Source organism: Brevinematales bacterium (genome assembly GCA_026415355.1).
GTDB lineage: Bacteria > Spirochaetota > Brevinematia > DTOW01 > DTOW01 > SKYB106.
Map to the genome: position 1 here is coordinate 17,197 of JAOAHF010000017.1, position 22,324 is coordinate 39,520.

20 protein-coding genes and 1 tRNA gene are annotated in these 22,324 nt (G+C 32.6%); 11 read left to right on the forward strand and 10 right to left on the reverse strand.

Translation table 11 applies throughout. The features are described 5' to 3' along the window. The first annotated feature begins 6 nt into the window (after window positions 1–6). Window positions 7–1,230: an ABC transporter permease gene (locus N2712_07020; protein ID MCX8029726.1), complete on the forward strand. Its 1,224-nt coding sequence runs from the start codon at window positions 7–9 to the stop codon at window positions 1,228–1,230. Window positions 1,231–1,427: 197 nt separating this feature from the next. Here the strand turns inward: N2712_07020 and N2712_07025 are convergent, their stop codons facing one another. Then, on the reverse strand, window positions 1,428–2,090 hold the full coding sequence (locus N2712_07025) for a DUF3108 domain-containing protein (GenBank protein ID MCX8029727.1): 663 nt from the start codon (window positions 2,088–2,090) through the stop codon (window positions 1,428–1,430). Between the two features lie 277 nt (window positions 2,091–2,367). Here N2712_07025 and N2712_07030 point away from each other — a divergent pair, with 277 nt between their 5' ends. The 8 genes from N2712_07030 (at window position 2,368) to N2712_07065 (ending at window position 11,200) form a co-directional block, all read left to right on the forward strand. Continuing rightward, window positions 2,368–4,272 carry an alpha-amylase family glycosyl hydrolase gene (locus N2712_07030; protein ID MCX8029728.1) on the forward strand — a complete coding sequence of 635 codons (1,905 nt, stop codon included), beginning with the start codon at window positions 2,368–2,370 and terminating at the stop codon, window positions 4,270–4,272. Between the two features lie 258 nt (window positions 4,273–4,530). Continuing rightward, window positions 4,531–4,884: a 30S ribosomal protein S6 gene (rpsF, locus tag N2712_07035; GenBank protein ID MCX8029729.1), complete on the forward strand. Its 354-nt coding sequence runs from the start codon at window positions 4,531–4,533 to the stop codon at window positions 4,882–4,884. Window positions 4,885–4,893: 9 nt separating this feature from the next. After that, a complete protein-coding gene (locus N2712_07040; protein MCX8029730.1) occupies window positions 4,894–5,466 on the forward strand; it encodes a single-stranded DNA-binding protein in 573 nt (190 codons plus the stop codon). Window positions 5,467–5,475: 9 nt separating this feature from the next. Next, window positions 5,476–5,769: a 30S ribosomal protein S18 gene (rpsR, locus tag N2712_07045; protein MCX8029731.1), complete on the forward strand. Its 294-nt coding sequence runs from the start codon at window positions 5,476–5,478 to the stop codon at window positions 5,767–5,769. A gap of 37 nt (window positions 5,770–5,806) precedes the next feature. Continuing rightward, a tRNA-Ser gene (locus N2712_07050) sits at window positions 5,807–5,896 on the forward strand. Window positions 5,897–6,225: 329 nt separating this feature from the next. Then, the gene (locus N2712_07055; protein MCX8029732.1) at window positions 6,226–7,599 is read left to right on the forward strand and encodes an alpha/beta hydrolase-fold protein; all 1,374 of its coding nucleotides are present in this window, start codon (window positions 6,226–6,228) and stop codon (window positions 7,597–7,599) included. A 170-nt stretch (window positions 7,600–7,769) separates the two neighbouring features. Next, entirely contained in the window at window positions 7,770–9,134 is a 1,365-nt protein-coding gene (murC, locus tag N2712_07060) for a UDP-N-acetylmuramate--L-alanine ligase (GenBank protein ID MCX8029733.1), read from the forward strand. Between the two features lie 2 nt (window positions 9,135–9,136). Further along, on the forward strand, window positions 9,137–11,200 hold the full coding sequence (locus tag N2712_07065) for an HDIG domain-containing protein (GenBank protein MCX8029734.1): 2,064 nt from the start codon (window positions 9,137–9,139) through the stop codon (window positions 11,198–11,200). Here N2712_07065 and N2712_07070 read toward each other — a convergent pair. From N2712_07070 to tsf, 4 genes are all read right to left on the reverse strand, one after another. Then, the gene (locus N2712_07070) at window positions 11,197–12,363 is read right to left on the reverse strand and encodes an iron-containing alcohol dehydrogenase (GenBank protein ID MCX8029735.1); all 1,167 of its coding nucleotides are present in this window, start codon (window positions 12,361–12,363) and stop codon (window positions 11,197–11,199) included. The genes N2712_07065 and N2712_07070 overlap by 4 nt on opposite strands. A gap of 2 nt (window positions 12,364–12,365) precedes the next feature. Then, entirely contained in the window at window positions 12,366–13,490 is a 1,125-nt protein-coding gene (locus tag N2712_07075; GenBank protein ID MCX8029736.1) for a hypothetical protein, read from the reverse strand. 117 nt (window positions 13,491–13,607) lie between these two features. After that, the gene (locus tag N2712_07080; protein ID MCX8029737.1) at window positions 13,608–14,864 is read right to left on the reverse strand and encodes an alpha-amylase family glycosyl hydrolase; all 1,257 of its coding nucleotides are present in this window, start codon (window positions 14,862–14,864) and stop codon (window positions 13,608–13,610) included. Window positions 14,865–14,899: 35 nt separating this feature from the next. Further along, window positions 14,900–15,721: a translation elongation factor Ts gene (gene tsf / locus N2712_07085; GenBank protein ID MCX8029738.1), complete on the reverse strand. Its 822-nt coding sequence runs from the start codon at window positions 15,719–15,721 to the stop codon at window positions 14,900–14,902. Between the two features lie 338 nt (window positions 15,722–16,059). On the opposite strand from tsf, the gene rseP reads away from it, so the two are divergent. Both rseP and trmD read left to right on the forward strand, forming a co-directional pair. Continuing rightward, entirely contained in the window at window positions 16,060–17,412 is a 1,353-nt protein-coding gene (rseP, locus tag N2712_07090) for an RIP metalloprotease RseP (GenBank protein ID MCX8029739.1), read from the forward strand. 202 nt (window positions 17,413–17,614) lie between these two features. Then, window positions 17,615–18,355, forward strand: a complete 741-nt coding sequence (gene trmD / locus N2712_07095) for a tRNA (guanosine(37)-N1)-methyltransferase TrmD (protein ID MCX8029740.1) — start codon at window positions 17,615–17,617, stop codon at window positions 18,353–18,355. A 52-nt stretch (window positions 18,356–18,407) separates the two neighbouring features. On the opposite strand, the gene fabZ is transcribed toward trmD, so the two are convergent. The 5 genes from fabZ to N2712_07120 form a co-directional block, all read right to left on the reverse strand. After that, entirely contained in the window at window positions 18,408–18,866 is a 459-nt protein-coding gene (gene fabZ, locus N2712_07100) for a 3-hydroxyacyl-ACP dehydratase FabZ (GenBank protein ID MCX8029741.1), read from the reverse strand. A gap of 22 nt (window positions 18,867–18,888) precedes the next feature. Beyond that, window positions 18,889–19,695, reverse strand: a complete 807-nt coding sequence (locus N2712_07105; GenBank protein ID MCX8029742.1) for an undecaprenyl-diphosphate phosphatase — start codon at window positions 19,693–19,695, stop codon at window positions 18,889–18,891. 158 nt (window positions 19,696–19,853) lie between these two features. Then, window positions 19,854–20,831, reverse strand: coding sequence for a ketoacyl-ACP synthase III (locus tag N2712_07110; GenBank protein MCX8029743.1), 978 nt, complete (start codon window positions 20,829–20,831; stop codon window positions 19,854–19,856). 241 nt (window positions 20,832–21,072) lie between these two features. Next, the gene (locus N2712_07115; GenBank protein ID MCX8029744.1) at window positions 21,073–22,044 is read right to left on the reverse strand and encodes a hypothetical protein; all 972 of its coding nucleotides are present in this window, start codon (window positions 22,042–22,044) and stop codon (window positions 21,073–21,075) included. Window positions 22,045–22,138: 94 nt separating this feature from the next. Beyond that, on the reverse strand, window positions 22,139–22,324 hold a 186-nt coding region (locus N2712_07120; GenBank protein ID MCX8029745.1), incomplete at its 5' end, for a hypothetical protein.

The following is a 22,324-nucleotide window of genomic DNA, read 5'->3' on the forward strand; positions in this document are numbered from 1 at the left end:
TTACGTATGTTTATGTTTTTGAAGGTTGCTTTGAGGAATGTGTTTAGGAGTAAAGTTAGATCCATTCTGACTGTCCTATCAATAGTCGTTGGCGTTGTTTCGCTTATGATACTGAATGGCTACTTTGAGTATTCAAAGTGGGGACTCAGAGAATCTATGATAAGAGGTGGGATAGGTCATTTCCAGATATACCAGAAGGGCTTTACAGAAGTTGCTGAGGAAGGAAGCTATGAGAAACTGATAGAGAATTACAAAAAACCGCTTAGAGAACTGTATGAAATAGGTGGGATATCTTCCGTTGCGCCAAGATTGAGGTTTCAAGGAATATTATCAAGTGGAGATGTTAGTACAATCACGATAGGATTTGGCGGATGGAGTGAGGAAGAGTTAAAACTTAACTCTTTTGGAAATCTCGTCGAGGGTAGCTTTATATCCGATGATGACAAGAGTGGCGTTATAATAGCCTCCGGGCTCGCAAGAAAACTCAGAGCAAAGGTTGGTGATTACCTAACCCTTATGACTACAACTAAGGGAGGTGGAATAAATGCTATTGACGTTAGAGTGAAAGGTATAATGACATTAAGGATAGAGGAGTATAATAACACTTTTATGATAGTTCCATTAGCGCTGGTACAGGAGGTTGCGAATGTTGGTGAGTCTGTCGATAGGCTTGTTGTAGTTCTTCAGAATACAGATGACACAGAGAAAGTAGAAAAAGAAGTTAAAAAGTTTTGTGACACTAGAGACTTTGAGTATAGAAGTTGGAAGGACCTTGCAGTGTTTTACTGGCAGGTTAGGGATATGTATCAATCTATTATTGGTATAGTGCTAACAGTAGTACTTTTTATCGTTATATTCGCTATTTCAAATACAATAACTATGAATGTATATGACAGATTTAGAGAGATTGGAACGATTAGAGCAATAGGAGCAAGAAGGATCGTTGTTGTAAAGCAATTTGTCTTAGAGAGTACCGTAATGGGAGGCATAGGGGTAATAGCTGGGCTAATTCTAGGAGGTGTTTTGGCATTGCTTATAAACGCAAGTGGCGGAATATATATACCACCTCCACCCGGTAATACAGAAGGCTACTACGCATTCATAACCCCCAATCCAATTGATATTCTTGTATATTGTGTTTTATTTGTGATTGCATCAATACTCGCTTCTCTAATACCCTCCTACAGAGCTTCAAGGATGAATATAGTTGATACATTGAGAAGTTTATAAGAGTAACAGTTAAATGTACTTTGAGTTGATTTCAAAAACACCTCAACAGAAGATTTGGTATAAGCTACTTATATTAGTAGCTTGTAGTAAATTGTCCTACAATATTTCTACTTACATTCTCAATATATCCAAGAAACCCAGATAACCTTTCAAAGGAAATCACAAATTAAAGGTTACCTTATAAATCTCACAGAAACCTAAAATGAAATTTCTTTGAGTTCTACGTACAAACTTATATTTCCAAAAGGAAACAAATAAAACACAGGTACACTTGCCCTACTAAAAATGTTCAAGCTATTTATGTTAGTAAATTCTACATAAGCACCTTTTATTTCTTTTATCAAAAACCTACCACCAACTTGATTCGAAAGAGTAATAAATCTAGTATTAGTTACTTCTAAAAAATTTACACTAAACTCGCTGGGCAGGGATCTTAAATCCATAGCTTTGTAAATCTCTGTGGCTAAATCGTTTATACTGTCATTTGTATTATGTATGTAAATCTTACCAAAGAGTAAACTATCAATTAGTATATCCTGTCTATCTCTATAAAATACCGTAATGTTAGTGTCTCTGAGAGAATTTCCAACGCTAATAACCTCTCTCTTTAAAGTCCTCAATGTATTAGGCTCTATATATGAAACAACATTGTCATCGACATTGACGAATAATCTAACTCCTGAATATGTTTTAATTTTTGAACTTACTACCACATTAGTTTGAGTATTCCTAATACGAACTGTAGCTTCACCTGCTTTTACACCCAAAACAGAAAATTCATACTTCAAAAATTTAACTTGTCCATCTACACTACCCAAGAAAAACAAAACAAAAAACAAAACTACAAACAGCTGTTTCATACAAAACTAATTATGAAAAAACAAAAATCTTCCTTAATAGTTAAATAATCATCTCCTCAGCAAAAATCCAACTTTCTCACCAATTCATGGTAATAAACAAGATAAACTATCCCACATATTTGTCCCAAGTAGTACTTTTCTGAAAATAACCTAGTAAAACTAACCATAGTTATACTGTCTATCTTTAAAAGCTCAGATTTTATGGCTAACTTCAAGAAAAAACATAATTGAAATCAACACAAGTAATATTTATAATTCCAATTATGGTGAAACAACTATGAGATTAATAATAGCTCTATTATTGGTTATAACTACATTATTTCAATATGCTTGTAACAACAGTAGTACCTATGACACTGGTAAGGTAAATAATGCTCAATCAACACAAACTAGACCATTTCCTGAAGAACTCGGCACTGTTATATCAAACGATGGTAAAGTGTATTTTTACCTTTTTGCACCCTCTGCCAGTTCTGTAAGTCTATCTGGAAGTTTCAACGGATGGAGTCAATCAGGAAATCCTATGACAAAAATAGTCACATCCAACGGAGCAGTTTGGACGACTGCTTTACCCCTATCAGTAGTATATAATCAAAGCTACAAGTATATTATAAATAGAACCACCTGGGTAGCAGATCCTTACTCAAAGCATGTTGAAAAAGATACAGGGGACGGGTTTAACTCTGTATTGAAAACAAACAATGTTATAAATTGGCATCCTTTCACACCACCTACTGTTGATAAACTTGTTATATATGAATTACATGTTGAAAGTTTTACAGCCAATGATCCATCAGTTCTACCATCAAGAAGAGGTAAGTTTCTAGGAATACTAGATAAAACAAACTACTTACTATCTCTAGGTATAAACGCTATAGAGATAATGCCTATACATGCGCAAGAATCGTATTCTGGATATAGTTGGGGATACAACCCTGTACTTTTCATGGCAATACATCCAGATTATGGCACTCCTGACGATTTCAAAATCATGGTAAATGAACTACACAAAGTGGGTATAGCAGTAATAGTCGACGTAGTTTTTAACCACGCTGGCAATAAAAACAACTATCTATGGGATATAGATAATAAATACTACTTTGACTTTGACGGAGATGGAAGAGTCGAAGCATCACCAGGCGGAGATGATTCAACACCTTGGGGAAACAAGTTTGCTCTTTGGAAACCAGTAGCTTCAAAACTGGTATATGATACCCTTGAGTATTATATAAAGGAATTTAATGTTGATGGATTCAGATTTGACGGTACCTATGTTATGTCAGGGGGAAACCCGTTTAGAAATGCTCGTCCACATCTAATAAACAACATAATAAATCCTCTAAGAGCAAAATATCCTAATAAAATATGGATCGTCGAACAATTACCAAATAATACCGACTTCAAAGGTACAGGAATAGCACAGTGGGGCGAAGTATTCCACGACAAAATGAAAGCAATGCTAAGAAGAGACAATTTTGAAGGAGAGCAATATGACAACATTGACAGAGTAGGGAGAATGATCTACTATGATAAAGATAGTGGCCGTTTCACATCACCTCTAGAAGTAGTGAACTACTTTGAGTCACATGATGAAAATTCCGTATATACTGAGCTAGTTACCTACAGCGGGCTAACGGTTACGGATGCCACAAACGCCTCAAAAGTCGGTGCCATTGTTCTTTTCACCTCCATGGGTATACCGATGATCATGGCGGGGCAAGAGTTCGTAAGACCCAGAATAGGGCAGAACACACATAAGACTAATGGAGATATTGACTGGAGCTGGTTAACTACAAATACCAACATTTTCGAATACTATAGAGGATTGATAAAATTAAGAAAACAACATCCTGCACTTAGAATCACAGATCCAAATCCTGCTTCAAAAGGATGGTTTAAATGGGGTAATGAGTGGAATAACGAAAACTTCTCTTGGGGTACCAGTAAACATATAGTTTACGCTTTAAACTATAATGGCACAATGCCAGGAGAAACAAATAAATTCGTGGTAGCAGTAAACTTTAGTACAAATCCAGTAACAATATACCCATTTTTCGAGACGGGGACTTGGACAATAGTAGTTGATCCAAATACTAGTAGCGGGAGTAATACAGTTAACATAACATCAAATACAACGTCTTGGGTAATACCACCTATAACCGGGTTCATATTTAGAAAATAATAAAACACTCCCCAGAATCTCTCAAAACAAATATTTCTGAAACTTATTTAGGTTAATATCAAACTATTTATGGTTTTTCGTACGAAGCTATTACGAACTAATAACAAACGGAAAAACACTTTAGAATATCATTAAATTAAATTTAACTTGCCATTTACACTAAAATATCTATAAAATTAAGTTAAACTATGTCCCATGACCGAGGGGGCAAACAAATTCTCGGTTTTGGTGTATATTAAGTCACCAATTAGATAGTATATGAATGTATCAAAGATAAGAGAGCTAATCCAAAAATCACAAGAAACTCAGAAGAAAACTTACGAAATAGGGTTCATAATTGAACCAAATGAGCAGTTAGTACCTAAAGTAATGGAAAGTGTCAAAAGTATAATAACCCAGCATGGTGGTAATATACTAAGTGAATCTGAACTTGGTAGAAGAACACTAGCATACCCTATCAGAAAGAATAGAAAAAAATACCTTGAAGGAATCTACAAATTCATAGTATTTGAAGGTACTTATTCAACTGTCGAAAACCTAGACAGATTAGTCAAAATAAATGAAAATATCATAAGACACATAATACTAAGGGTAAAGCTAAAAAAACAGTAAGGTAGATATATGTCCAAAAGCCTAAACAAAGTAATACTTGTAGGTAATCTAGCAAGAGATAACGATCAAAAAGTTTCCGCGCAATCTGGTAAGATTATTGTAAAAAATGTAATAGCAGTAGAAGATAAAAAAGCCAAGAAAACTTATTACTTCGATGTTGTTTTTTGGGACAAGATAGGAGAAATAATATCAAGATATACAAAGAAAGGATCAAAAATATTAGTTGAAGGAAGGTTAATTCAATCATCTTGGGAGACAAAAGAAACTGATAAAAATGGTAAACCATTAAAACGTTCAAAAGTAGAAGTAGTAGCAGAAAACATAATACTTTTATCACCAAAGCAACAAGAAATATCTTCTCAACCAAATCAAATCTCAGAACACGAAAACGATGACATAAGTTCAAAGGAAGTAGAAAATTACGATGATATAGAATACTCAAAGGGCGAAGATTACTATGAAGGAGAAGAATTTGAAAACTTAGGTAATGATGAAGTCTTCAATGTAGAAGAATCAACTTCTTATTCTCAACTTGATGAAAATGAAGATATAAAAGATATAAATACAAAAAATGAACTTTAGGAGGTTACTATGGATAACGTTGAGTCACTAAATTCAAAAAACGTAGAAGAATCTCAAGTCGGTGAAGAAAAATCTCAAGAACCTCAAAAAGGTTTTGCAATAAAGAAGAAAAAGAGAAGTTGCTCTGAAAAACTATTAAACATCACATACAAAGATGTTGATATTCTGTCTCAATACCTAACTATAACTGGAAAAATAAGGTCCTCAAAAGTAACAAGAATGTGCAAAAAAGTTCAGAAGAAGTTGACAAGAGAAATAAAAATTGCAAGAATAATGGCACTTCTACCCTTTACCGACAGATGACAAAAATTCAGTAAGAAAACTTTTACTATCTAAATGTGGAGAGGTGTCCGAGCGGACTAAGGAGCAGCACTGGAAATGCTGTGTACGGATTAACTCCGTACCGAGGGTTCGAATCCCTCCCTCTCCGCATAATCACTATTAACATTAGGACATTTCTGCTAATCAAATGAATCTGTACTTGAAAGTCTCAACTTTACACTAACAATTCATTAAAAGTAATGCTCAACTTTCAAACCATAATTAACACCATTAGTAAATTTTTACCCTTCCTAAAATTAAAACTTTAATTGGTTTGTACAAATACAACGTTTCAAAGAACTAGACTTTTGAATAAACCTATAAGAGTTTTGAAATCCATCAAGACTGAAAATTTTTGTAATATAATACTCACGTTATTTAAAATAACTTAGCATTCTTCCTAAAACTTAACAAGTAAATAGTAAGGAGGTAAAGATTATGATATTGTTAGTGTTAACAATTTTCATACTATCAAATCCAGTTAACAATTTATACTCTCAGACGTTTAGGACAAATGAGAGTTTTATCATAATACAAAACTTTGAGTCGAAGTACCTTGAAAATAAGAGAACAATCAGGGTATTCTTACCAGATGAGTATTTCACATCCACGAACTATTATCCTGTACTTTATGCTCATGACGGGCAAAATATATACTATGACGAAAAAAATAGATCCAAATGGGATATCGATAAAACAATAAAAGAACTCGTAAAACAAGGTAAAATAAAAGAAGTAATAGTTGTAGGGATAGACAACACAGGAATAGACAGAATAAAAGAATACACTCCATTTGCATACGAAACATACGGAGGAGGTAGAGGTGAAAAATATGGGAAATTTATAGTCGAAGAACTCAAACCATTTATTGAAGCTAACTTTAGAGTCAAAACAAACAAAGAAAGTGTAGGCGTATTTGGATCATCATTAGGTGGATTGATATCACTATATTTAGGAATATGGTATCCAGAAGTATTTGGCACAATCGGATGCATATCACCCTCCTTTTGGTGGGGACTCGAAACAAACAAAATTAACATTACAAAAAACATTGACAAACTAAAAACACTAAAAATATACATAGACATGGGATACAATGAAAGCAGAGATGTTAACTCAGAAAGTAATATAGTATATACAACAAGAGAGATAAATAATACATTACTTACAAAAATCGATTACCCACAGTTACTATATATAGAAGACCCAAAAGGAATACATAACGAAATATCTTGGAAAGAGAGAATAAGCAATTTCTTGATATTCGCGTTAAGCCCGAAAACTCTATCAGAAGAAATAACTTCCATCGAGTTACACACATATCCTGAAGAATGGGGAATAGGAGATAAAGGTTTTGTACTAATAAACACAACAACAAAAGACGGTATAGTCAGAACAATATACGATACACCCTTACAACTAGAAAAATTTACTAACCTAGGTAATGGAATTATACAAGCAGTTCAAAGTGGAAGTGGTAAAATAACAGTATCTGTCGGTAACATGTCATATTCAAAAACTATAAACATTGATATACTATCAAGAAAAGTTGGTGTTGCTAACATAAACGTTCTATCAAAAGCATCAAAAGTTGAATTTATCGTTGAAAACGAGGACAATCGAAAAACAAATTATACAATACCACTAGAAAAAATAGGTAACAAAGAAGATAACACTATATTCTTCACATCAATTACAAATGTAAGAGGTAAAACTCTTAAAGGTAGGTTCGTACTTGATGGAGTACAAAATGAAGAAATCAAACAAATAATCATAAACAAACGACAAAAAGACTATAGGTTCAAATTTTAAATACACCAAAGAAGTGTATAAAAATTAATCTTTCAGTAAAATTCAAAAAACTACATTTACAGTCTGTTTGTAATATTGCTTCCTTGCTATTCTATTAGTTAGAATATAGATATTAAAAACATAAACACAGGGTTATATGAAACGATAATTTTTAAGTGGGGGATATATTTATGAATAAGGTATTCTTTGTAGGTATAGGCGGAATTGGAATGAGTGGTCTTGCTTTAATACTCAAATCAAAGGGTATCCAAGTAGTTGGATCAGATAGAAATGAAAGCGATAAAACAAAAGAACTTGAAAGAATAGGTATAAAGGTTTATATAGGACACGATAAGAGGAATATAACTGACGACATAGATCTAGTAGTTTATACTAATGCTGTAAGCGACGACAACCCAGAAATTCAAGAAGCAAGACTAAAAGGAATAAGGACTATATCAAGAGCAGAACTCTTAGCGGACATAGAGAAAAATTATTTCTCAATAGGTATTTCTGGAACGCATGGAAAAACTACCACAACTTCCATGGTATCAAAAATTCTACTTGATGCTGGTCTTGATCCAACTGTTTCTAATGGCGGTAACTTAGCATATATTGGGGGTAACGCAAGAGTAGGAAATAGTAAGTATTTCGTTTACGAAGCCTGTGAAGCTTTTGGTAGTTTTCTTCATTTTAGACCAGATATAGGAGTAATAACAAGTGTTGACAACGATCACATTGCTGAATATTATAAAACAATGGATAATGTAATAAAAGCATTTGCAACCTACATAAACAATGTCAAACCAGATGGAATAGTAATCTTAAACGGTGATGATCCAAATACCGTAAATGCTTTACTCCTATCTGAAAGAGTAGGTTGTATAACTTATGGTGTGAGAGAAGGAAATCATATAATAGCAGACAAGATAAAACTCAAAAGTAAAACAACAGAGTTCGATGTATACTTTAAAGAGAAGTATATTACAACATTATCAATAAACATACCTGGAATGCATAATGTATACAATTCTCTAGCAGCATTTGGAGTAGCAATATCTCTAGGAATATCACCAGAGATAATAGTAAATAGTCTAAGAACATTCAAAAACGCCGAAAGAAGATTCGAAGTAAAGTATGAAAACGAACATATAACTATAATTGACGACTATGGACATCATCCTGCAGAGATAAAAGCTACATTAACTTCAGCAAAGAATCTAGGAAAAGAAGAAGTAATAGCAATTTTCCAACCGCACCTTTGGTCACGAACATATTACCTATATAGAGATTTTGCATTAGCATTAAACATAGCAGACAAAATAATAATAACAGAAGTCTATGGAGCAAGAGAAAAACAAATAGACGGTGTTTCAGCAAAAATGATAGCAGACGAACTTATAAAACTAGGAAGAGAAAAGGATACTTTCTTTGTCAATACTAAAAATGAAGCAGCAGAAATAGTATCAAAAATAACAAAACATAACTCAGTTGTTGTCATACTAGGAGCAGGAGATATAAATAAAATATTCTCACTACTCCTAGAAAAAGTTTAATTATGGTTGATGATAGTAATCATAGAAAAATATCAAAGCTTATAAAAAAATACAAATTCTTATTCCTGATTCTGTTTCTACCTGTAACTCCTTTGCCAATTATATCATATTTTCAAAACATTCAAAATATAAACTTCCTCATAGACAGTGTTAAAAAAGACAGCGTTTTAACAAAAAGTATCATATCAGAAATAGATGTATCACTTACAAATATACTCTATATAAGAAACATAAAAACAAAACTACCTATAATACTAAAAAGAACTATATCACCTGAAGAAGAAGCAAACAATATAATCAACTTGATTGATGTAATATCACAAGAACCAAACCAAGAGATAAGATTTATAAGATTACTTCCAAAACCGTTTCTCACAAACATAATACTGAGATTTTTAAAAAGCATTGTAGTAATAGAAACAAACCAGTTATCCAACTTAAGTCCAACAACAAATATAATAGCAATATATAACGGAAATAAATACTATCCCAAGAAAATAATACCCTTTCCTATAGAAACAGATGAAGAACTGAGAAAAGCATTTGAAATTGTATTTGGTAGATCCATAGTAAATCAGGTAAAGGAAGAAATTATAAGCATATTTTTTCATGCCCTATCTCCAAATGCAACTTTTGAAAAGGAATTCCAGCAACTAGAATTAGAAAAACATAATTCATCACAGAATAAAACTATAGAAGTAATCATAAAAAAAGGATCCCCCATAATAAGAGAAGGTACTATTATCACAGAAGAACACATACAAATACTCAAGGAGTATTTAGAAGAACTCAGATCAAAACTCCTATTAAGTACCATACTTACTGAAATTCTGGTACTCATTATAGCAATATTTTCTATAATACTACTTTCTATACTCAAAGAAGTTAAGAACGTAAATATAATGTCCATAAATGCTCTAGTACTAATGGTATCAGTTTATCTACAACTATATTTAAAGGATTGGCTTGGATACATTACAATATTTACATCTCTTCTAGTGTGGTTTAGTCTAATAAATAGCCTAATTTCAGGTAGAAAAACAACACTAGTTATAGGTATATACTACTCTCTCATAGTACTATTAACATTATACAAGAGTTATCTAATAATAATATACTGGTCTATTCTCACAATAGTAGGATTCGTAATGTCCCACAAAATCAAAAGAAGATCATCGTTTATATTCATAGCAGTAGTTATATTTTCTTTAAATTTTCTATTATACCTAGTCATAAACTTTATTGAAAATTTTGAAATTGGTAACATACCAATTGCCTCTTTGATATCTTTTGCGAGTGTTTTTGGAAATGTTTTACTAGTATTTTTAGTACTACCTGTATACGAATACTTTTTCAGGATAGCAACACCTTTCAAATTATATGAGCTGTCATCACTTGATAATGAACTTCTCAAAATGTTAAGAGAAAAAGCACCTGGAACATACTATCACTCTCTAAATGTAAGTATCCTTGCGGAAGCAGCAGCAGAAGCAATAAACGCAAACTCACTTCTAGCCAAGGTAGGAGCATTATACCACGATATAGGAAAGATAGAGAAACCTGATTACTTTACTGAGAACATCGGTGGAAAAACTAGAGAAGATGTAAACATATATGAATACGCACAAATTATAAAGCAACATCCTAAGATAGGAACAGAAATAGCTAGAAAGTATAATCTACCAATTGAAATTGAACTAATCATAAAAGAACATCACGGAGGATCAGTCATATACTATTTTTACAATAAAGCACTTAAAGAAAATCCTAATGTTGATATAAACCTATTCAAATACGAAAACTACAAACCAACATTCAAAGAATCAGGAATAGTATACCTATGTGACAAATTGGAAGCAAAGATACGATCACTTGCTTCAAATCAGTCAGTAAACATCCAAACAATTCAAGAAGTAATTGATGATTCAATACAACAAGAAGTATTGAAAGAAGAATTAAGCAAAAGTGATCTTACTTTACAAGATGTTAATAACATAAAGAAAGCAATAAAAGACACTTTTAGGTACATACTTCACCAAAGAATAGAATATCCAAAAAGTACTTAAAGTGCCGCTTGAAGTATAGTATTTATGTCATTTCTACTTGCCACTCTTGGTAACTGAGACATAAACTCATATCTGGATGCTATATCAGAGATCTTATCTATCTTTTTTTCATCAAAGTATTCTATTTCTGAAAGTCTTAATGGTATGTTAAGATCCAACAAAAGTTTTCTAATAGATTCTGCGGATTTTATAGCAGCTTCTATGACTGTAATATCCTGTATTTTTTCACCCAAAGCCATAGCAGTTTGAATTAATTTCCCTGGTACTGAAGTAAGATTATAGTCAATTATATGTGGGAATATCACAGACGATATTCTTTCAGAAGGTATATCTAATATCGAATTAACAGCTTGTGCAATAGCACTCGATAGACCTGGTGAGCTCAACGCAACTGATATACTTGCCATCACACCAGCATAACATAGATTATGAAGTATGTTTATATTACTTGGTTCATTTATAAATTTCTTTATGTTTATGTAGAAGGTTTCTATAGCTTTGTATGAAAGAGCATCAGAAATTGGAGTAGAATTCCTGGATATAAAAGCATCAAAAGCTAAAGCCATAGCATCAACAGCCAATATACCAATATAATAAGGAGGTAAAAAAGATATGAGAGAAGTATCAAAAATTATCGCATCCGCATAAGAATATATATCACTGTACAAAGTCTTATAACCTGAATCTCTATCATAAGTAAAACAAAAACTAGAAAGTCCTGGAACAATACCAAAAGTTATAGGTACTTCAACATAAGAAACTCTTTTCCTTCTAAACTGAGTATACCTTTTCTTAAAGACATCATCAGAAGATAAAATCTTATCATACATTGAAGCGATCATCTTAGCAACACTCAAAACATGATATCCTCCTACACCAACTATTACATCAGGTCTGGCCACTTGAACTATTTCTTTTAAATTATCTATCTTCACATCATTATTAGCACTTCGTTCTAATTCATCATATACTATTATATCACTTGTAAAAACACCTATACTGCTCTCAACAATTTCTCCAATCTTGTTATCAACTATATACTTTGAATTCTCTAAAACCACAATAACTTTATCACCATACTTACTACAAAACTCACCTATTCTATTATCAACATCATTCCCTATTATTACATTAGGTGGAATATGAAATTCAAACAAAGGCATCTCTACCTACCCAAAAGAGAAGTTTTCTTTTTACTAATACTTTCAGTCTTTTTATCATTTTCAACTAACGCTTCAAAGTATTTCAAATTTTCTTCAGTAGCCTTAACAAGCAAATTCGATATTGCCATATCGGAAGGCTTTGATAAAGAAGAAACCGCTTTTTTCAAATCTTTTATCATCCTATACCTTATATCTCTTTCTCTTTTCAATTTATCTCTTATACTAATGTTTATTCTAAACAAAATAAATAAAAATGCTAAAAATACCAAAATCTTAAATCCAACATACAAAAACCGAGTCCAACTAGGATTAGGTATAACAAAACCTATGATCATTCCATCATACTTAAAAGTCCTCTGAGCAAATATATTACCAAACAACTCAATTTTCTGAGAATCAATATTTCTCAAAACATAATCTATAGAAACATCTCTTGATAAATAAACAATATTCCCTCCATAGTAGAAATAAACCATTTCAAACTCTCTCTTAGAATCCCCCAAAACATAATCAAAAAACTTTTTCTTATCAATATACAAAACAAAATATCCATCTATAAGATCTAAATCCCTTGACAATTTCCTGTACTTCAGTATATAGTCTTTATGAAAACTAAATCCATCAAAAGAGACCAGAAATTGTTTAACATCATCACTTTCAGGAACACCAAGAGAAAAAATCTGTATAAACTTTGATGAATATATAGAAAAACCCGTGTAAAAATCCTCTGAAAAATAATTCCTAAATGTTTCCTTAAGTATTCCTTGTGGAAAAGTATTAGGTATTATCCAAGTTTCAAATAATGGATTATTAAGAAAAAGGTTAATAGAGTTATTTATAGCATCAAACTCAGAAGATAGTCTATCAACTATTGCTTTAGGCAAAAGCGAATACTTGTAAGAATACCCATCATCAGCTAAAAAATCAAAAAAAGATTGAAAAACACTAAAAACAACACTAAAAGTATCATAACTTAGAAGATAGTCACTAAAATCTATTAATGTATTCCTAACATCATCTGGTATAAACCTTGGAAGCCTATCAGTTTTCGAAAGGTAAATAAAAAATATAAACAGCACAAAGAATACAAAAGTATATTTAGCAACCTGATAGAGAGTATACTTCATACATATATGATAATCGGAAAAATAACATTTTTCAAAAGCTAATACCTAAACCAATACGCTCTTACCTTTGTCTAAACCTTTCAAAAGATCTGTCACCTGACTTTAGTTAGAGTAGATTTAGTGAATTCTATTCACAAAAACCTTTATACCTGCTCTAGGAACTACAATTTCATAGAACTTAGGGACTACTACATTGTCAATAACATCAATAACGTCATAATACCCCATAATCTGAGTAAAATCAACATATCTACGGACAGAACTTTGTGTATTTCTATTGACAACGAAAAGCGCAACTTGATCCGTAAATTTACCTCTTTTTACAAACATACTAACATCGTTATCAATGTTAACGATTTCAACAGACTTACCTTCTTCTCTCAGTATCTGGTGTTTTGATTTTAGCTCTATTATATACTTTATAAAAGCCGATATATCATACGAAGGTATTTCCCAATCATCAGGAGAAGTTTTGACAACATCTAATTTCTTTTTAAACCCGAATTCAAAACCAACTGGTATCATAACACCTTCACTTATGAAAGATACAAACACAAACCTTTGCTTTATCCTAGCAACATCTTCTTCATACTCTTCAGATATTCTAGGAGTATCATGAGATTCAGGAAAAGATATCGAAGAAGAATACTTGGAAAACACAGGATACTGCTCTAAAAACCACGGATCAACATAATTCCACCATTTGGAACTACTAAAAACATAATCGAATCCAGCTTTAGCTATTTCAACATTTTTTTCGAAAGGACCACCAAGTATTTCTGCCATAAATTTTATATCAGGTTTCTTTGATTTAGCGGAGTTTATCAAAAACTTCCACAACTCAACTGGTACATTATAAGCATAATCGCACCTAAACCCATCGACACCTAGTTCAATATACCATTCAACAAGATCTCTCCAGTAATTCCATAGATTCCTTTTATCGGGTGAAGATTCATTGTCAATTTCTGCTAGATCACCCCACTCAACCCAAACACCATTATCCCAAGCACCAGGTCTTTTAATATCACCATCTTCACTGAGTTTATACCAATTTTGATGCTTCTCAATTAATACTGAATCAATAGCTGTATGGTTTATAATCAAATCAACAGCTACCTTTATACCTCTAACTTTACATTCTTTTATAAAATTCTTAAACTGTTCCTCGGGAGTATCCTTTGAACCTTTATCCAAAAACAACGGATTAAACTTATAATGATCCTTTATTGAGTACAAACTACCTGAAAAACCTGGATAAGAAATAGGATTTATGTATATCCAGTCAACACCTAAACCCTTTATCCTATCAAGGTCATCTATCCACCTACTAAAAGGACCATATATTCTAGGAAACAAGTTATAAATAAACATTGTAACAACCCCTCAAAAAACAACTTTTACCACTACTAGATTTGAAATCGATAGAATCTTATTATATCAAAATCCTTACCACTCTTCTTCTTGTATTCACTTATAACGTCCTTTACTTTTTTCTCTCCTTTTTCATCTTTTATAAAAGGCTGCTCATAAAGACATATTTCAGCAAAAAGTTTAGCTAACTTACCTTCAGCAGCTTTCTGAGCTATATTTTCTGGCTTACCTAATTCCACAAATTCCTTAATGAACTCCTTTCTTTTCTCATCCACAAAAGACTTATCAAGATCATCAACTCTCACAACCTGCGGAGCCATAGCAGCAACTTGCAGTGAAATATCATGAAGTAGCGATGATGCTTCACTATCAGATACATCAATTTTACCTTCTACCACTACTCCCAACTTATCACCATGTTGGTAAGTATCAAAAACATTTCCTGATGTAAGAGACAATATCTCCCATCTTTTCACAACTACGTTCTCCCCAAACTTCATAACTGCTTCTTTTCTGAGATTTTCAATCTCATCATTCACAGAAGTTAATTTCTTTGAGTATATGATCTGTGAAAGATTTTTCACAAAGTTTCTAAACTCTTCGTTTCTAGAAACAAAATCTGTTTCACAGTTAACTTCTAGCATAATACCACTACCATCCTTGATATCAATAAGAATAAGGCCCTCTTTTGTTTCTCTCTCAGCTTTCTTTTCAGCAGCAGCAAATCCCTTCTCTCTCAAGATTCTTACAGCCTTTTCAACATCTCCTCCCGTCTCCTCTAGAGCCTTTTTACAATCCATCAATCCAGCACCTGTCTTTTCTTTGAGTTGCTTTACAAGCTCCATACTAATACCCATAACACCAAAACCTCCCAAAGCTAGATCTTGATTATAAACTATAGTTCAAAATCCTTTCAAAAACAAGCAACTAACTTCTTGACTTACTAGTCCTATTTCTGGGTTTCCTCAAAAAATCCTATTAAACTACGTACTAAAAAACTAGTTACCCAACTTCCTAAGTAATACCAAAGAAAAAGTAATAGCTCCTATAACCAGTAATCTAACAAGTTTTAAAACACCAAAACCTTAGTAAATACTAGATAATTTCATTCAAAAGTTCGTTTCAAACAAACTTAAACTCGAAATTTCTAGAAAATAGTGATCTATATAATTTATCATTTACTTAGGAGCATGTTATGACAACTTTTTTATCTATCCTTCTAGGAATACTATTCCTAGGTATAATAGTCTTAGTACATGAGCTTGGACATTTTATAGCCGCTAGATTAAGAAAAGTTGATGTTGAAATATTTTCAATAGGTTTAGGGCCTAGAATCTGGGGTAAGAATATAAATGGAATAGACTTTAGGATAAGTGCAATACCTTTTGGCGGATATGTAAAGATGAAAGGAGATACACCATCAGATCTAAACACTGAAGCACCAAACACATTTTACGGCACAAAACCTGTAAATAGAATTCTTATAGCATTCGCAGGACCTTTTTTCAACTATCTTTTTGCAGTAATAGTTATAAGCATCATATTCATAGTAGGTTTTAAAACCGTAGGATTCTTACCAAAAATCTATGTAGACACTTCAAAAGGTATTAACTACTTCAGTCTAGCAGGAATAAGATCGGGAGATACTATAAAAAGCATAGATGGTATTCAAATAAAAACTTTCCAAGAAATAGATTTAATACTGATATACAAAATGGATAAAAACGTTGAAATTGAATACATAAGAGACAATAAAGTATACAAAACAATAGTGTATATACCTAAAAATTATATAAACAACGAAGGTGGGCTTGGAATATCATATGCAGCCGAACCTGTAATAGGATCAATAATCAAAGGATCACCTTCAGAACAAGCAGGATTAAAAGAAAATGACATCATACTATCTATAGACGGAAGAAAAATAAACTTTTTCAACGAAATAGGTGAAATTCTATCGGAGGTAGGTAATAAAGAAGTCAATATAGAAGTACTAAGAGATGGTAAAAGAATGGTAATCAAAGTAAAACCATCCTATGATGAAAAAAACAAAAGATATGTTATTGGCATAGTACCAAAAATCTCATCAAATGAAATTGTAATAAACGAAAAGAAAGAAACTAATCCCTTATTAGCATTCTATAAAAGTTTTAACTACGCAAACGAAAAACTAGTAGAAGTAATAAAAGGTATCCAACTTCTCATAACAGGTAAAGTAGATGTACAATCCTCCATAGCAGGCCCTATAAGATTAACCTACTTCTTAAGCACAGCAATAGAAAACCAAATAGCATTTCAGAATTTGCTCATACTAGTCTCAATAATAAGCATGGCAATAGGTATATTTAATCTGATACCATTCCCAGGACTCGATGGATGGCATATAGTTCTATCATCTGTAGAAGCCATAACTAAGAAAAAACCTAGTTCATCAATAATAACTATAATCGAAACCGTAGGATTCGTAGCAATAATAACACTAATTATACTAGTACTTTTCAACGATATATTCAATCTACTAGTGAGAGACTTAAAAATATTTAGATAACCAATATACACCAAAACAACAATTTGGTATACTTCCTTACAAATATTTATCAAGTTATTCTATAAACGATCCTTAAGATATCTTCAAAAATTTAACTTTATTTCAACTTAGAAAAAAGGCAATTATCAACAGACTGAAGCTTAAACTTAGTAAAAATAAGATTATTTTAGGTCATACTCTTATTTAAAATTACAAGTAAATTATGAAAGTAATTTTCCTAACCATATTTCCAAACATTATAGAAACATATCTTTCAACAAGCATGATGGATAAAGCAACACAAAAAGGTATTATTGAATATCAAGTACTAAATATACGAGATTTTGCAAAAGACAAACACAAAAAAGTAGATGATTACACATACGGTGGTGGCAAAGGAATGATTTTCAAGCCAGACGTAGTCTATGAAGCAATTACACACTCAAAATCTAAACTACCATCTTCAAAAGTTATCTACATGTCAGCCAAAGGAAGACTACTCTCAAAAGATATCCTAAATGAATACTTAAACTGCAATGAACTAGTAATACTATGCGGCAGATACGAAGGAGTCGATGAGAGAATAGTCGACAATTTTGTTGACGACGAAATATGTATAGGAGACTTTGTTATAACAGGTGGAGAATTACCAGCACTTATATTCATTGATGCTCTAACAAGATTAAAAGGTCTCGTAGATAAAGGTTCAATAATTAGAGACAGCTTCTATTACGAAGGTGGATTACTCGAGTACGATCAATTTACAAGACCAAAAGAGTTTCTAGGTTTTTCCGTACCCGAAACATTAACAAGAGGAAACCACAAAGAAATAGAAAAATGGAGACATTTATCATCTCTCAAAAATACTTATGAAAAACGTCCAGACCTACTTAAACGAGTAAAATTATCAAAAGAAGATATCTTATTCTTAAACTCTCTTTACAAACCAGCATCTACTAAATGAGTATTGATAGATTTCAGATAAAATCCCACCAATAACCAAGCTACTTTTTATATTATCTTTCTTGTATAGCGGCCATCATTTCAGCTTCAGCACATACCTTATCTCCAACTTTAGCTATACCTTTGAACTTACCAAACTTATTAGTTATCTTAATAATCTCTACTTCATAGACCAGTTTATCACCTGGTAAAACAGGATTTCTAAACTTAACTCCATCAATTGCAGCAAAGAATATTAAAGGTGGATTTTGTGAATTATATCCTATTGCTTTAAGAGCCAAAACACCAGCACACTGTGCAAGTCCTTCAATTATCAAAACTCCTGGCATTATAGGATACCCTGGAAAATGTCCTTCAAAAAACCATTCATTAATAGTAACATTCTTATAACCAATCACCTTATTATTACTCATTTTCTCAACTCTATCAACCAATAGAAAAGGAAACCTATGTGGTAATATTTTTTGTATTTCAACAACATCAATATTTACATCCTTAAGTTCTTCTTCCATAATCTACCCCCTTCAAAAACATTTATAAAATTAAAGCAAGCAAACCAACTACAAACGTGTAGATAGAAAATACATAAAACTTACCTTCTCTAAGTAGTTTCATAAGCAACCATAGAGCAATGTATCCAACAACTAGAGCTACAACAAACCCTACCAAATAAGACCACTCAAACTTAAATTGTATATCACTGACTTTAAACGACCTGTAGGTCTCGTAAACAAAGGCACCAATAGTCGAAGGTATGAATATAAGAAAACTGAAAATTCCAGCCGTAGCCCTATCAAGTCCAACAACTAATCCAGTTGATATGGTAATACCAGACCTAGATATTCCCGGTAGTACACCCACACCTTGAGATATTCCTATAATAATACTTTCAAAAATACCTATATTCTCAAGGTTTTTTTGTTGAGTACCAAAATGAATAATATAAGGTACCAAAAGGATAAAAGAGTTTATTATCAAGAAAATTCCAACAATCTTGTAATTACTCTCAACAGTATCTCTTAAGACAGGTTCAAGTATTAGAGCAACTATCACAGTAAACACAGTAGCTAAAACTACCAACCAGAAAAGTTTACTCTCGTTATCTCCAAAAAACTTATAAAACTTCAAACTACCTCTCACCAAAATTAAAAACTCATTAAAAAAGAATGTTATAACTACTATAAGAGTAGCAATATGTAAAAGTACATCAAACCAAAGTGTTGTTTTACCCATATTCCTAAGGTAATGATCCGCTAAAACCAAATGTCCTGAACTACTAATAGGCAAAAATTCTGCTACTCCCTGAATAAATCCCATTACCACCGCTTTTAATATATCCATCCAAAACCCCCTAGATACAACATGTAAAACACCTATAATAAATCAAATATTATCAAACCAAAATATCCGTTTTCATAATAGCAATCTAAACTAACTCTCGAAAAGCGCTTTAGTAGAGCAAATCCTAATCTTCTTCTACACTCATCAATATCAAGTCCCTAATATCGCAAGGCAATAGCACCCCAAGAAAAACCACCACCAAATGCAACTAGTATTAGTATATCTCCTCTTTGTAATTTTCCCTGCTGTACTGCCTCTGCTAGGGCAATTGGTATTGACGCTGCTGATGTATTTCCATATTTGTCGAGATTTACAAATACCTTCTCTTCTCTTTCAACTCCTAGGTATTCTGCTATAGAGTCAATTATTCTTATGTTTGCTTGATGTGGTATAACAAGCTTAACATCTTCTTTGGATATACCTGCTTTTTGTATAACTTTTTCAACAGATTCTGTCATCATCCTAACAGCCATTTTGAATGTTTCTCTTCCATTCATTTTTATGAAGTGTAACCTATTTTTAACGGTTTCTTCTGTTGCTGGTAATCTTGAACCACCAGCAGGCATGTAAAGCAAATCAGCACATCCCCCATCTCCCCCTAATTCAACTGATATGATATCCGATGAGCTATCATCTACAGTCAATACCATAGCACCCGCACCATCACCAAAAAGTACACAGGTATTTCTATCCTGCCAATCAGTTATCCTAGAAAGTGTCTCCGCACCAATAACTAGTATATTCTTGTAAATACCTGTTTTTAGCAACGAATAAGAAAGAACTGTAGAATAAACAAACCCTGAGCAAGCAGCATTTATATCAAATCCCGGTTTCTTAACACCTAATTTCTCAGCTATCAGATACGCAGTAGCTGGGAAAACCATATCAGGTGTTATAGTAGCACAAACTATTAAATCTATATCTTCTGGCCTAAGTCCAGCATTCTGTATCGCTATCTTGCTTGCTTCAACCGCCAAGTCAGAAGTAGCAATATTATTCTCTGCTATTCTCCTTTCAACAATTCCTGTCCTAGTCCTAATCCACTCATCACTAGTTTCAACCATCTTCTCAAGATCAAAGTTTGTCAACACTTTAGGTGGAACATACATTCCAACACCAGCAATCTTCACTCCCATTAACTGCCTCCAAAAAGTTATTAGTATTTTATTCATAAGGTTTACCAAATTACAATTAAACCCTTTACTAGAAATCTAAAATTGCTTATCGAAAATAAAGTTAAACACTCGCTAAATCGACGTATATAAACCCACAAAACAAACTGAGAAGTATGAAGACTTCATGTAATAAACTGACAAAAGAGAAGATAAACAAAAAAGGGAGCCTCTCGGCTCCCTAGTAACTATACCATCACTTAATCTAGAAATCAACATCTCTTGAAGAGTAATTTGTGTATTTTGTTACATTTTTAGGGATTAAAATAAGCATATTCTCCCCTGTAGCCCATTGCCAATCAGCACCTACCCTACCTCTTACTTTATACTCAACTTTAGCAGAACCAGTATAATTAGCAGTAGCAATTATATTAACTCTTCCGTTTGCATTTGTTGATAGAATACTAGCTACCAAAGGACCACCCCATCCATTGAAACTACCAGAGTACCCGTACTCAACAACAAAACTACCACTATAATTAGTTGAAACATTAGAAGTTATGAGAACAAGTTCAACATTAGTAACAGTATAAGGTAAATGAATACTCCAACCACCATGTGCACCGACATCTATTGTTACCGTTTTACCATCAGGTGATATTGTTATACCTTTGTCGCTTTGTCCTGGTTTAACAGGAGAGTCATCACCTGGCTTGTAAGCCTCAATTACCTGTTTGTTGCTAATAACTATCTTTTCATTATTCATACCAGTTAGCTGATTCCCAATAGTACCCCAAAAATTATCCACAACACTATCCCAATCAGATGGATTATAATTAGCAGCTTTAAACTGAACAGCTGTAGGAGTATCTGGATCTAATAAAATATCCGAATCAGGTATAAATAATTTCCATTTTGCAGCATCTATTTTTGACAATACATGTGATCCTGTACCATCCTGTTTTATACCATTATTAACTACACCATCCCAAGCGTAAAACTTATTAGGATTTATCTGATCCAAGCTACCAACTATAAATGGAACTACCTCATAATTTTCAGGCAAGAAAGTACCTCCAAAATCAAAAATAATTGTTATACCTGCTGGACCTCCTGTATCACCACCTCCTCCATCAATATTATTATCCTGAGGAGCCGGAGCACAAGACACTAGGCTCATACTCAGAGCCACAGCTGCAACTAAAAGCAGCGATAAAAATATCTTAGCGTACTTCATACATACCTCCATAATTGCAATTATAAAACAAAAATTTTTATCTTTCAACTGTCTACCATAAATAATATACCTCAATTTAAAAAAACCATAAAATCTATGGTAAAGTTATAACAATCATGTCAGATGCATCTATTATTTTGTTGTATATGATGTTAGACTGTCTAGAAGGAGTACTAATTACCATATCAACAAATTTAGCAACATTTACATTACCATCTTTAGCTCTAAAATTGTAAGGAGATCCATAAGGTTCAATTTCTCTCAAGTGACCGTTGTATGT

Coding starts and splice junctions, on each gene's coding strand:
- N2712_07115 (MCX8029744.1), bottom strand. CDS start 22,044: ATGAAGTACGCTAAGATATTTTTATCGCTGCTTTTAGTTGCAGCTGTG.
- N2712_07030 (MCX8029728.1), top strand. CDS start 2,368: ATGAGATTAATAATAGCTCTATTATTGGTTATAACTACATTATTTCAA.
- N2712_07110 (MCX8029743.1), bottom strand. CDS start 20,831: ATGGGAGTGAAGATTGCTGGTGTTGGAATGTATGTTCCACCTAAAGTG.
- N2712_07075 (MCX8029736.1), bottom strand. CDS start 13,490: ATGAAGTATACTCTCTATCAGGTTGCTAAATATACTTTTGTATTCTTT.
- N2712_07105 (MCX8029742.1), bottom strand. CDS start 19,695: ATGGATATATTAAAAGCGGTGGTAATGGGATTTATTCAGGGAGTAGCA.
- N2712_07065 (MCX8029734.1), top strand. CDS start 9,137: ATGGTTGATGATAGTAATCATAGAAAAATATCAAAGCTTATAAAAAAA.
- N2712_07070 (MCX8029735.1), bottom strand. CDS start 12,363: ATGCCTTTGTTTGAATTTCATATTCCACCTAATGTAATAATAGGGAAT.
- N2712_07055 (MCX8029732.1), top strand. CDS start 6,226: ATGATATTGTTAGTGTTAACAATTTTCATACTATCAAATCCAGTTAAC.
- trmD (MCX8029740.1), top strand. CDS start 17,615: ATGAAAGTAATTTTCCTAACCATATTTCCAAACATTATAGAAACATAT.
- N2712_07025 (MCX8029727.1), bottom strand. CDS start 2,090: ATGAAACAGCTGTTTGTAGTTTTGTTTTTTGTTTTGTTTTTCTTGGGT.
- rseP (MCX8029739.1), top strand. CDS start 16,060: ATGACAACTTTTTTATCTATCCTTCTAGGAATACTATTCCTAGGTATA.
- N2712_07040 (MCX8029730.1), top strand. CDS start 4,894: ATGTCCAAAAGCCTAAACAAAGTAATACTTGTAGGTAATCTAGCAAGA.
- N2712_07020 (MCX8029726.1), top strand. CDS start 7: ATGTTTATGTTTTTGAAGGTTGCTTTGAGGAATGTGTTTAGGAGTAAA.
- fabZ (MCX8029741.1), bottom strand. CDS start 18,866: ATGGAAGAAGAACTTAAGGATGTAAATATTGATGTTGTTGAAATACAA.
- rpsR (MCX8029731.1), top strand. CDS start 5,476: ATGGATAACGTTGAGTCACTAAATTCAAAAAACGTAGAAGAATCTCAA.
- tsf (MCX8029738.1), bottom strand. CDS start 15,721: ATGGGTATTAGTATGGAGCTTGTAAAGCAACTCAAAGAAAAGACAGGT.
- N2712_07080 (MCX8029737.1), bottom strand. CDS start 14,864: ATGTTTATTTATAACTTGTTTCCTAGAATATATGGTCCTTTTAGTAGG.
- rpsF (MCX8029729.1), top strand. CDS start 4,531: ATGAATGTATCAAAGATAAGAGAGCTAATCCAAAAATCACAAGAAACT.
- murC (MCX8029733.1), top strand. CDS start 7,770: ATGAATAAGGTATTCTTTGTAGGTATAGGCGGAATTGGAATGAGTGGT.